The organism is Streptomyces sp. NBC_00385 (genome assembly GCF_035917155.1).
GTDB classification, from domain to species: domain Bacteria; phylum Actinomycetota; class Actinomycetes; order Streptomycetales; family Streptomycetaceae; genus Streptomyces; species Streptomyces poriferorum.
On sequence record NZ_CP107951.1, the window covers coordinates 693,085 to 704,752 of the forward strand.

The window sequence follows — 11,668 nt, forward strand, 5'->3', positions numbered from 1 at the left end:
GTGTTCACACCCACCGGGGGAATCTGATGCCACGTCTCGCATTCGCCAATAGCTTCTGGGACGGATACGACAGTCTGGAGAAGCCGATCCGTGCTGGTGTGCGCAAGGCGATGGCCAAGTTCCAGGCTATGACCGTCGCCGAGCTCAACGCCGACAAGGGTCTCCACCTGGAGGGTGTCGAGCGGGCCCGCGACCCGCGGATGCGAACGATCCGGATCAGCGACTTCTGGCGTGGAGTCGTCCTCGCCCCGGATGACGGCAGTGACGTCTTCCTGCTGGTGAACGTACTTCCGCATGACGACGCGTACAGCTGGGCCGCCAAGCGCCTATACAGCGCGAACACCGCGACGCGCGCCCTGGAGGTTCGCAACGCGGTCGCGCTCGACCAGCTGACCCCCCTGTACGAGGAGGCCGCGCGGACAGCACCGGAGCTGCTCTTCGCCAAGGTCTCGGACGGGGCGCTGCGTGAGCTCGGCATTGATCAGCAGGTTTTGCGCGCGGTCCGCTCAATCGCGGACAAAGCACAGCTGGAGGCGTTCGCCACGCTTCTGCCCGAGGACCAGCTGGAAGTGCTGCAGTACCTCGCCGAAGGGTTCGGCCCGGACGAGGTCTACCGCGACGTCGTCGCCGTACGCCGGCCGGTCGACGCACCCGCGGAACCGGTCGAGGACCTCGCGACCGTGATCGCGAACACCTCCGCGCGCATCCGGCTCGTCACCGGACCGCAGGAGCTCGAGGAGATGCTCGAGAAGCCGTTCGCCGCGTGGCGCGTCTTCCTGCACCCGTCGCAACGCCGCGTCGCCTACCGCACCTCCTACGGTGGTCCGGTGCAGGTCACCGGTGGCCCGGGGACGGGCAAGACGGTCGCCGCGCTGCACCGTGTGAAACACCTGCTCGGTCGTGACGGCGAGAGTCGTGTTCTCCTGACAACCTTCACCAACGCTCTGGCCGCCGGTCTGCGCGAGAACCTCGCGCTGCTCCTGGACGACGACCAGGATCTACTGAAGCGCGTCGACATCACCACCGTTGACTCGTTCGCGAACACGGTCGTCCGGAAGCATGACGCGCGGCCTGCACAGCCCGTCGGTGACCGGGAACAGCGGCAGCTGTGGGGCAAGGTCCTCAAACGGCTCAGGCTGCCGTTCAGCGAGCAGTTCCTTGCACAGGAGTACCGGAACATCATCCTCGGGCAGAATCTCCGTGACCTCGACTCATACCTCTCAGCCTCGCGCCGCGGTCGCGGAACGGCCCTCGGTCCTGGCCGGCGGAACCTGGTGTGGGAAGCGGTCGGACAATTCGAACGGCTGCTGCGGGAGCGGGGGGAGACCACGCACCTGAGCGTCTGTGCCCGCGCCGCCGAACTGCTGAGCGAGCATGGCCCGGCTTACCGGCACATCGTCGTCGACGAGGCACAGGACCTGCACCCCGCTCAATGGCGGGTGCTGCGCAAAGCCGTCGCGGTCGGAACGGACGATCTCTTCCTCACCGGCGATCCTCACCAGCGGATCTACGATTCCCGCGTCACGCTCGGGTCTCTCGGGGTGCAGACCGCCGGTCGCAGTTTTCGGTTGCGCGTCAACTACCGCTCCACAGAGGAGATCCTCGCCTGGTCGGCGCAGCTCCTGGCGCCGGTGACGGTGGAGGCCATGGACGGCGAGGGCAACGACTCGCTCGCAGGCTACCGCTCCTTGCTGCACGGCCGCCGCCCGGAAACCGTGGGCTGCACAAGCCAGCAGGAGGAGGCGTTGGCGCTGGCGGAGCGAATCCAGGAGTGGATCGCTGACGGCGTCGCACCGGCCGAGATCGGGATCTGTGCACGGTTCAATCTGACCCTCGACAAGGCCGCGGACCACCTGCGGGCGGCCGGGATCCCCGTCGCGAGGGTCAGAGGGGCGCTCCCGCCAGGCTCGGAGGGTGTACGTCTTGCGACGATGCACGCCATGAAGGGACTGGAGTTCCGCGCGGTCGCCGTGCTCGGTGTCTCGGCGGGCGTGGTGCCGTTCACCCGGGAAATCACCCCGGCCGAGGTGGATGCGCTGCAGCATGAGGGCGACTTGCTGCGCGAGCGCTGCCTGCTGTTCGTCGCTTGCACACGAGCTCGGGAGGCGCTGCGGGTTTCGTGGAGCGGCGAGGCGAGCGAGTTCATCCCGGTGACGGCGGGCCCTTAGCGGCACGTTTCGTCGGGGTATCGGCGCGTACGGGTGGGGTGGGCACGATGGGGTCGCTTGCCGTGGTTCTGGGCATCAACGAGCGACAGATTCAGGCAACCGCCGTACGGGACCAGGCGGGCCCCGCCGTGGTGGCCCGCCTGGTCGCGGGCGTAAACCGTGGTCCTGCGCCACCACGCCACCGGCCGCCAAAACGGCTGACCACCCCTCAGCCACTTAGTCGGCAGTGGCCGCAAGAAGCAGTTCCCGACTGCACGGGTATACGGACACACCACGAGGAGTGCGCTGAGGCTGATCACCTGCGCCGGTGCGTTGACACCCAGGGGCACTCTATGGGCAACCCCTTCGTGTACGCGCCAAGGAAGAGACGGGCATCAGGACGCCCGGCCGGATGACTGACGGCACACGATGGACGGCGACACGAAGGACTCCCGGCACCCGGTGTCTACCCACGGGTAACTCCCCCTGCTTTTATGGGGCCAGGACCTACCACCCCCCAACTGCCACAGCAGAATCAGGAGTCCAGGTGCCCCACTCCTCGCTTCGCCGCATCTCCGGCGTGACCCTGTCCGCCGCGCTCGCCGCCGTCACCCTGACCGCCGGCGCCCCGCACGCGTCGGCCGCCGCCGGCACCCCGTCCCTGCGGGTGCTCACGTACAACACGTTCCTGATGAGCACGAGCCTCTACCCGAACTGGGGCCAGGCCCACCGGACGGCGGAGATACCGAAGACCGCGTTCTTCCGTGGCAACGACGTCGTCGTGCTCCAGGAGGCCTTCGACAACGCCTCGTCGGACGCGCTGACGGCCGGCGCCTCGGCCCAGTACCCGTTCCACACCCCGGTGGTCGGCCGGAGCAGGAGCGGATGGGACGCCACCAGCGGGTCCTACTCCGCCGCGACGCCCGAGGACGGCGGCGTCACCGTCCTCAGCAAGTGGCCGATCGTGCGGCAGGAGCAGCACATCTACAAGGACGCCTGCGGCAGCGACTGGTGGTCCAACAAGGGCTTCGCCTATGCCGAACTGAACGTGAACGGTGCCCGGGTGCACATCGTCGGCACCCACACCCAGTCCACGGATCCGGGATGCGGTGCGGGCGAGGCGGCGGAGATCCGGGGCCGGCAGTTCCGGCAGATCGACGCGTTCCTCGACGCGAAGAGCATCCCGGCGTCCGAGCAGGTCATCGTGGCCGGTGACCTCAACGTCGACTCCCACTCCCCCGAGTACGCGTCGCTGCTGGCGGACGCCGGGCTGACCGGGGCGGACGCCCGTACCGGGCACCCGTACTCCTTCGACACACAGGACAACTCGATCGCCGCCGACCGCTATTCCGACGACCCGCGCGAGGACCTCGACTACGTGCTGCACCGTGCGGGCCATGCGAAGCCGGCGGGGTGGACGAACGAGGTGGTCAAGGAGGACAGCGCGCCCTGGACCGTTTCCAGCTGGGGCACGGATTACACGTACACGAACCTCTCCGACCACTACCCGGTCGTCGCAGCCGCGCGCTAGCCGGTCGGACGGATCCGGCGCCGCACCCCGGTCCCCGCTCCCCGGCTCGCCGCCCGTACCTCCTCGGGCGACCATGGAGAAGGAACCGGCCGGGGGCGAGGCGCGGGAGGTATCCGTGGCACACGACCACACGACTGACGTGATCGTCGTCGGCGCCGGTCCGGTCGGGCTGAGCGCGGCCGCCGAGCTCCGCCGCCGCGGGGTGTCGTGCCGCCTCGTCGAGCGGCTGGCGGCCCGGCTCCCGTACGCCAAGGCCGTGGGCATCCAGCCGCGCACGCTGGAGATCTGGGACCGGATGGGCCTGGTGCGGACCATGCTGGAGGCCGCTGTCCCGATGCGCGGCCAGCTGATCCACGTCAACGGGAGCGAGGTGGCCCGGATCGATCTCACGCTGCCGCCCGAGGTGCCCTACGGCTTCGCCGCGCTGCCGCAGTACGAGACCGAGCGCATCCTCGAGGAGTACGTGGCGGGCCTGGGCACCCGCGTCGAGCGCGGGACCGAGCTGGTCTCGTTCGCCCAGGACGCGGACGGGGTCACGGCACGTCTCAGCACCGGACCCGGCGGCGACGAGGAGGTCCGCTGCCGGTTCCTCGTCGGCTGCGACGGGGCGCACAGCACCGTACGCAAGGGGCTGGGGCTGGCGTTCGAGGGCGGGGCGTTCGCCGAGGAGTACATGCTGGCCGACGTCGTGGCCGACTGGGACCTGCCGTACGGCTACGGGGTGCGGGCGAGCCACACCGGTGACGACGGCTCCACCGATGACCTGCTCGTCTGCATCCCGCTTCCCGGAACCGGCCGCTACCGGATGTCCATGCTGGTCCCGCCCGGACTCACCGCCGGAGCGACGGGCGGAAGCGAGGTGGCGCACGGGCTGGAGGGCGGACGCGTTCCGGAGCTCGCCGACATCCAGGCCGTCGCCGACCGCCTGGCTCCCCGCCCGGCGTCCCTGTCCGGGATGCGCTGGGCCTCCGTGTTCCGCATCAGCCACCGCATCGTCGACCGGTACGGCGAGGGCCGGGTCTTCGTCGCGGGCGACGCCGCCCACATCCATCCGCCGACCGGGGCGCAGGGCATGAACACCGGTATCCAGGACGCCTGCAACCTGGCCTGGAAACTCGCCCTCGTCGTGCGCGGGGAAGCCGGTCCCGCCCTGCTCACCAGCTACGACGCCGAACGCCGCCCGGTCGGCGAGGAGGTCGTCGGCAGGACCGTCCGGCATGCGACCCGGGGCATCGAGAACGACGCCGACGACATCACGACGCTGATGCTCCGCGAGGCCCAGCTGCTCGTCGGATACCGGGACGGCCCGATCGTCGGGGCCCCGTGCGGGCCGGACGACGCACCCCAGCCCGGCGACCGGGCCCCGGACTGCGCAGGACTGACCACGCCGGTGGCCACCTACCCGCTGCGCCTGCTCGACGTCCTGCGCGGACTCACGGGGCATGTGCTGGTGCGGTACGCGCGGACGTACGCGGACACCGAGGGAGCGGACACGGGCACGGGCGGGCTCCACACGGTCACCGTCGTCGGGCGTGACTGCCCGCCGGTCACGCCCGCATACCGCGATGCCGCCGGTGAGTTCGCCAGGCTCTACCGCCCCGAAGGCCCGACCGGCTTCCTCGTGCGCCCGGACGGGCAGCTCGGTGCACGCTTCCCGCTCCCGGGCACCGCGAAGGCCCTGTCCGGCTACTTCGCCACCCTCTCGGATCTCGCACCGTGATCCGTGCTCGGGACAGCCCATACTCGAACGATCCTCCCGCCGTTCCCCTCCTGTTGGTCCTGCCTGACTACTCTCCACTCGCCCGGTCCGGCACAGGAGAGGCACGTCATGAACACCCCGGTCCACCGCACCTCGACCCGGCAGTCCATGGCTGCCCCGATTCCGGCCCGGCAGGCCGGGAACCCGAGCCGGGCCGCAAGTGCGTCCCGAGTGCCGCTGGAGCGCCCCCTCCCGGAGATCCAGGCCGGCATCGGCAACCGGGCCGCGACCGCGGCGGTGCAGCGGGCCAAGGACGCGGCGAAGGGCAAAGCACCGGAGGACGGCAACGCGTCCGCCGGTTCGACGAGTTATCGCGACCGGATCGCCGCCGCCCTCGACAAGGCCAAGAAGCATCTCGAGTTCATCGACACCTTCGTCAAGGGCGTCCACGTCCCCGCCAACGCGGGCTTCTCCCAGCAGGCCTCCGCAACGGCGAACGACGGCCTCAAGCACTCCGCGGGTTCCTCGGGGACCGCCGCCGCTTCGGAGAACCTCGTCACGGAGACCGCGGGAGCCGTGCTCAGCGGTATGGAGGCGGCCAAGGCCAGGAAGGACGCCGCGCAGCACAAGAGCGGGGCGGCCTTCCACGGAGCGGACAAGAAGGCCAACACCAAGACGGCCGACGCGGTCATCGGCGCCGCCGGGGCGGGAAACTACGCCCTCGGTATCGCCAAGGAGCTGACCAAGGCCCAGAAGGCCGCGCACGCCATGGCAGCGAGTGAGGCCAGTGGAATCGGCTCCAGCGTCGTCGGCGCGGTGAAGGGCGCCCGCGCGGCGGGCCGCGTCGGGCTCACGGCCCGCAAGTACCGTGCGCTGAAGGGGCTCGAAAGGCCCGACCGTACGGACGAGGGGGCACTGGACCGGCTGAACCAGGCCCGGCAGACGGCCGAGTGGGCCGCCGCGGAGGCGTACGTCGCCATGGACGCCCACTGGGACCATGAGGGCGAGGACCGGGTGGAGCGCGTCTCCGAGGCCATCGATGTGGCCTGGGCGGCGATGGGCAGCGTCCGGGATGCCGCCAGGGACCTCCGGCAGGCCGAGGATGTGAACACACTGAACACCGTGCACACGTACGCGCTCGGCAAGCAGCGCAACAAGATGGGCAAGCAGGCGTTCACCGCCGTCGGCGAGTCCACCAAGGCGGCGGGCGGCATCGTCACGGCGGTCGCCGCCACCGCGGGAGGAGCCGGACTGGCCAGCAACCCGGTCGGATGGGGTCTCGCCGCGGGTGCGGCCGGTCTCATCCTCGGCGTCACCGCCTACAAGGCGGGGCGCGCCGGCATGAAGCGGTACGAGGGGGCCCGCCACCCCGAGCGCTGGGCGGACGGCGACGCGACGCCGGCGGAGCCCGCTTCCCGCGAGGACGCGCTGAAGGAGGCCCTGAAGTTCTGGAAGAAGGTGGAGAACGGAGAACGCCAGGCCATGGCGCGGAAGATCTACGGGCTGGCGGCGGGCCCGGACATCAAGGGGAGCGGCGACACGAACCCCGGGATGCGGGACTCGGCCCGAGCCCTTCTCGTCGCACTCAAAGCGGGCCCCGCGCAGCAGCGGCTGACAGCGGAGGAGTGGGCGGACTCCCTCGACGATCCGGCGAAGAGTGCCGCTTGGATCAAGGAGATAGCGGAGCAGCTCTCCTCCGCCTGACCGCGGGGCACTGCCGCGTCCCAGTCGTGCTGCCGCGCATCCGAGGTGGTGCCGTGCGGGGAGCGGCCCGGGTGCTCGTGCCGGACGGGGCCGCCTCGGCGCCCTCGGTCAGGCCGGTCGCCGCCCCAAGGGTCCGGCACGCCGACCGTGCCGAACCACCCCTTAAGGTTTGCCCATGGGTTTGACAGCAGGTCACGAAGGAGGAGCCCTGCCCGGTCCGACGGCCCCGGCACAGGGCTGGCAGGCGCCGAGCGCGGTCGAGCGGGGGCTGTACGAGGCGAAGGCACGCGGCGACTGGCCCGCATACTACGACCTCGTCGCCCGGGCCGACCTGTACATGATGCAGTCGCGGGCGTACGTCGACGCGAATCCGGGCAACACCCGCTTCCACCCCTACTGGAGCCCGCAGACCCAGACCTTGTGCCTGGCCGTCCACACCGGCGGCATGCTGCCGCCGCCCGTCGCCGACCCGGTCTACAACTGCTACGACCTGGGCTGGTTCGCGGAGACCTGGCACCAGAACGACCCGCCCTACCTCGTCGTCAACCCCGGCAGCCCCTGCGAGGGCATACTGCCGGCCGGACCGGAGGGCCGCGCCCTGTGGCAGCGCCACTCCGCCCCGGTCGAGAGGCCCGGGCTGGCCCAGGGCGTCGTCCACACCCTGGAAGTGGGCGGCCCACGCAGCGGTCCCGTCGCCTTCGGCCTCGCGGTCGGCGCGCACATCAACGTGCGCAACGGTCACTACTGGAACTCGATGGCCTACCACGGCAGCGGCTACCGCGACGAGAAGCGCACGCTGGAACGCTGGTGGAGCGTCAGCACCCGCGAGGACTGGCAGGACACGCAGGAGCGGCTGCTGAGCGCCGGGATGGTCAGCAGCGTCTGGGAGTTCGTCCTGCAACTGCGGCGCTCCATGGCCCTGGACTTCGCGGGCCCCATCGACGTCGACCACTGGCGCCAGGCCGCGGCGAATGTGGTGCGCCGGCGCACCGAGGCCGCCACCGAACCCTCCCTGACCGCCGACGGCGTCACCCAGGGCCGCACCGTCAGCGCCGCAGAACTGGAGGGGCAAGTGACCGGCGTGCAGCGGCTGATCGGCCGTATCGCCCGCTACGAGGCACGGTTCCGCGCCGACGGCCTGCTACCCGAAGGGGGCTTCGTCCAGAGCGTCGAGGCCTGGGACTACGGCCGGGCTTCCGGCATGGCCCGCTGGGGCCTCGCCGCCCGCCTGTGCTCCCTCCAGGAGGCGGAGGCGGCCGTGGTCCGCGCCGGCCGTCTCGTCCAGCTCAACTACCGCTCGTGGGAGAACTTCTCGGCCGCCTACATTCTCGGCCGCTGCCTGCACTTCGACGAAGAGGAGTTCGGCGAGTGGTACCAGACCGCCCTCGCGACCCACCGTGCCCTGACCGGGGACCCGGCCGGCCCGTGGCGCACGCTCCCCTGGACCTGAGGTGCGCCGCAGGTCGTGGCAGGGCAGGCCGGAGGCGTGCGGGCGGCGCCGTCAGGGCCGGATCCCGGCTTGAGAGGGAACGGTCATCTCAGCCGTAGCCCTTTCCGACGTCGTCGCCGCCGTTGACCGGGGCAGGGACTCGCTCCTGGAACGCACCGCGCAGCCGCCCGGAAAAGCAGAAGGACCCCTGATGAACAGGGGTCCCAGCTGGTGTCCGAGGGGGGACTTGAACCCCCACGCCCGATAAAGGGCACTAGCACCTCAAGCTAGCGCGTCTGCCATTCCGCCACCCGGACCAGGTGGTCGGCCCCGGTTTCCCGTGGCGACAAAGAAAACAATACCAGGGGTTCGGGGTGGCTCTCACCTGCATATCCGGCGGTCTTCGCCCTGGTCAGTGCGGTACGCGGGCCCCGGCGGTACGCAGACGGGGGCCCCGGCCGCCACGCGCGCACCCTGCGTGGGCAATCGCGCACACACCGTACGACCGGAGGGTCGGCGACGGCGTCCGCCGGTGTGCGGGCGGGGCGGGTTACGTTCGCGGGCATGAGTGATCGCGGCTACCGGCCACCCCGCGCGCTGTCGCCCCTGCGCGAGCACCTGCGCGAAACGTTCTGGTTCGCTCCGACCCTGACGCTGGTCTGCGCCGTCGTGCTCTGGCTCGTCGCCTCGGCCGTCGACGAGCAGATCGTGGCCTACCTCCAGGACGAGCGGGCGTACGACGAGATCGCGGACCTGGTCTCGATCGCCGAGGACACGAAGACGATCGTCGTCACGGTGAGCTCGGCGATGATGACCTTCATCGGTGTGGTCTTCAGCATCTCGCTGGTGGCCGTGCAGATGGCGAGCGGGCAGCTCACGCCCCGGGTGGTCCGGATCTTCGTACGCAGCCGGATCAGCAAGCTCACGCTGTCCGTCTTCCTGGCGACCTTCGTGTTCTCGCTGCTGGTCCTGAGCTCGTACGAGAGCACGGTCGATCCACGCCGCGTCGTGTCCGTCCCCTTTCTGCAGAGCATCCTGACCGCCGTGCTCGTCGGGCTCAGCCTGCTCCTCTTCATCGCGTACGTGAGCTCGACGCTGCGCCTGATGCAGGTCGGGCCCGTCGTCGACCGGATCACCCGGGACTCCTTCCATGTGCTGCGGCGGATGCCCGTCGGCGGGCCGCGGGAGGAAGGAGTGCTGCCCGCCGAGACCGGGCAGATCCCGCACGCGGGACGCGCCGGTGTACTGCGGGACGTGAACGTGGCGCGGCTGGTCCGTGTCGCCCGGAGGCAGGGCGTGGTGCTGCGGCTCATCCCGCGGCTCGGGGACTTCGTCGTGCCGGGCACTCCGGTGCTGGCGGTGCACGGCGGGGACGGGCCGGCCCGGCACGCGTTGCGCTACACGGTGTGGGTCGGCGTCGAGCGCACGCTCCACCAGGATCTGGCGTTCGGGCTGCGGCAGCTGTCGGACATCGCGCTGCGGGCCCTGTCGCCGGCGGTGAACGATCCGACCACCGCCGTGCAGTGCCTCGACCGGATCGTCCAGTTCCTCGCGGCCGTGGCGACGCTCCCCCTCGGCGTCGTCCACCACCGTGACCGCAAGGGCGCGGTGCGCCTCGTGCAGGATGTGCCGGGGTGGGCGGACCTCGTGGATCTCGGGTTCGAGGAGATCCGCCGGTGTGCCACGGACAGCCCGCAGGTCACCCGGCGGCTGCTGGCCGGGATCGATGACCTGGTGGCACTGGCCGGGCCGGAGAGGCAGGGGCCGCTGCTCCGCCACCGTGCGCTGCTGGTGCAGGCGGTGGAGCGCACGGTTCCGGATGCCGCCGAGCGGGAGTTCGCGCTGCTGCCCGACCGGCAGGGGATCGGGTGAGGCGGCTGGGCGCGGGTGCGGCCCGCCCTCCCCGTACCTCATGGGGAGGGCGGGCCGCCGTTGGTTCTACCTGCGCAGTGCCGCCATGCCCTCGTAGCTGATCCGCGCCTGCTTCAGGGACTGTGCGAGGTCCGTGGAGCTCGGTGCGGTGTCCTGCTCGACCATCGGGTTGCGGTACTGCGCCTCCCCGACGCGGCGGAAGAAGGTCCGGTAGTCGATGACCCCGGTACCGAAGGGGACCATGTCGTAGCCGTCGCCGCTCGCGGTGTTGATGACGCCGTCCTTGGCGTGGAACAGCGGGTAGCGCTTGTTGTAGCGGCGGACCACGGCCGCGGGGTCGAAGACGTTCTCCCGCACCGAGCCGTCGAGCGCGGTGTAGGTGTGGAACTTGTACTGGGCGACGTGCGCCCAGTAGACGTCCATCTCCAGCCATACGGTCTTCGGGTCGGTGACCTTGAGGAAGTACTCGAGCTTGCGGATGCCCGAGCTGCGGGTGGGCCGTCCCTGGGCGTCCAGCGGGCCGCCGTCGAGCAGGAAGCCGTAGGCCGCGTCGTGGTTGTGGGTGTACAGCTTGATCCCCGCGCGGTGGGCGATCTGCCCCAGCGCGTTCCACTTGTCGGCGGCGACGTCCCAGTCGGCGCGGTAGGCGCTGCCGGTGGGGTCGCCACCGGTGCCCATGTGGTCCATGCCGAGGATGTTGGCTATTTCCAGGTGCCGCTTGAACTGGTCGAGGTCGCTCTGGCTGAGGGGCCAGGATCCCGGGATGAAGCCGTGGTTGCCCTGGGCGCGCAGTCCGTAGTCGTCCAGCCAGGAGCGCAGCAGCTTCGCGCCTTCCACCGACTCCAGGTTGTTTCCGCCCGGTGCGTTGGCGTGCTGGCCGTACCCGGCGAACTCGACCTGCTTGTAGCCGTAGCGGGCCAGCTCCTTGAAGACAGCGCGGAAGCCCGAGGGCAGGGTCGTGCTGAGCGGGTCCCGGCCCGTGGCGTCGCGGACGGTGTACAGGATGATTCCGCGCTTGTGCGCCGGGACCAGAGCCTGGCCGTGACCGTGTCCGTGGCCATGACCGTGGTCGTGCCCCGGACCGGAGGCAGGCCCGGCGAAGGCCGGCGATGCGCCGAAGACGGGCGCGGCGATCGCCGCCGCCCCGACGGCCGTGCAGGTGCTGAGGAAGCGGCGGCGGTCGATGCCGAGGCTGCGGCGCAGGGCGCCGTCCGTTCCGGATGCGTCGTTGTACACGGTCACGGTCTCTCTCCTTCTCGAAGATGCTCGCAGCGCTGTGAACGGGC

General features: G+C 70.7%; 7 protein-coding genes and 1 tRNA gene. 6 read left to right on the top strand and 2 right to left on the bottom strand.

All coding sequences use genetic code 11. The features are described from left to right. Nucleotides 1–26: 26 nt before the first annotated feature. The 5 genes from OG959_RS03040 (at nucleotide 27) to OG959_RS03060 (ending at nucleotide 8,531) form a co-directional block, all read left to right on the top strand. Nucleotides 27–2,168, top strand: a complete 2,142-nt coding sequence (locus OG959_RS03040) for a UvrD-helicase domain-containing protein (protein ID WP_326666178.1) — start codon at nucleotides 27–29, stop codon at nucleotides 2,166–2,168. Between the two features lie 526 nt (nucleotides 2,169–2,694). Further along, the gene (sph, locus tag OG959_RS03045) at nucleotides 2,695–3,678 is read left to right on the top strand and encodes a sphingomyelin phosphodiesterase (RefSeq protein ID WP_326656411.1); all 984 of its coding nucleotides are present in this window, start codon (nucleotides 2,695–2,697) and stop codon (nucleotides 3,676–3,678) included. Nucleotides 3,679–3,751: 73 nt separating this feature from the next. Then, the gene (locus tag OG959_RS03050) at nucleotides 3,752–5,398 is read left to right on the top strand and encodes an FAD-dependent monooxygenase (RefSeq protein ID WP_442805531.1); all 1,647 of its coding nucleotides are present in this window, start codon (nucleotides 3,752–3,754) and stop codon (nucleotides 5,396–5,398) included. Nucleotides 5,399–5,506: 108 nt separating this feature from the next. Continuing rightward, a complete protein-coding gene (locus OG959_RS03055) occupies nucleotides 5,507–7,081 on the top strand; it encodes a hypothetical protein (protein ID WP_326656413.1) in 1,575 nt (524 codons plus the stop codon). A 175-nt stretch (nucleotides 7,082–7,256) separates the two neighbouring features. After that, complete coding sequence (locus tag OG959_RS03060; protein ID WP_326656414.1) at nucleotides 7,257–8,531, top strand: DUF1266 domain-containing protein; 1,275 nt, start codon at nucleotides 7,257–7,259, stop codon at nucleotides 8,529–8,531. 208 nt (nucleotides 8,532–8,739) lie between these two features. On the opposite strand, the gene OG959_RS03065 is transcribed toward OG959_RS03060, so the two are convergent. After that, nucleotides 8,740–8,827 (bottom strand) — tRNA-Leu (locus OG959_RS03065). 247 nt (nucleotides 8,828–9,074) lie between these two features. Between OG959_RS03065 and OG959_RS03070 the strand changes: the two genes are divergently transcribed. Then, a complete protein-coding gene (locus OG959_RS03070; RefSeq protein WP_326656415.1) occupies nucleotides 9,075–10,382 on the top strand; it encodes a DUF2254 domain-containing protein in 1,308 nt (435 codons plus the stop codon). A 66-nt stretch (nucleotides 10,383–10,448) separates the two neighbouring features. Here the strand turns inward: OG959_RS03070 and OG959_RS03075 are convergent, their stop codons facing one another. Beyond that, nucleotides 10,449–11,624, bottom strand: coding sequence for a sugar phosphate isomerase/epimerase family protein (locus OG959_RS03075; RefSeq protein WP_326656416.1), 1,176 nt, complete (start codon nucleotides 11,622–11,624; stop codon nucleotides 10,449–10,451). Nucleotides 11,625–11,668 lie beyond the last annotated feature (44 nt).

What these genes read in the sequence shown, in the direction of transcription:
- OG959_RS03050 (WP_442805531.1), top strand. Translation starts at nt 3,752, where the DNA reads ATGGAGAAGGAACCGGCCGGGGGCGAGGCGCGGGAGGTATCCGTGGCA.
- OG959_RS03070 (WP_326656415.1), top strand. Translation starts at nt 9,075, where the DNA reads ATGAGTGATCGCGGCTACCGGCCACCCCGCGCGCTGTCGCCCCTGCGC.
- OG959_RS03040 (WP_326666178.1), top strand. Translation starts at nt 27, where the DNA reads ATGCCACGTCTCGCATTCGCCAATAGCTTCTGGGACGGATACGACAGT.
- OG959_RS03055 (WP_326656413.1), top strand. Translation starts at nt 5,507, where the DNA reads ATGAACACCCCGGTCCACCGCACCTCGACCCGGCAGTCCATGGCTGCC.
- OG959_RS03060 (WP_326656414.1), top strand. Translation starts at nt 7,257, where the DNA reads ATGGGTTTGACAGCAGGTCACGAAGGAGGAGCCCTGCCCGGTCCGACG.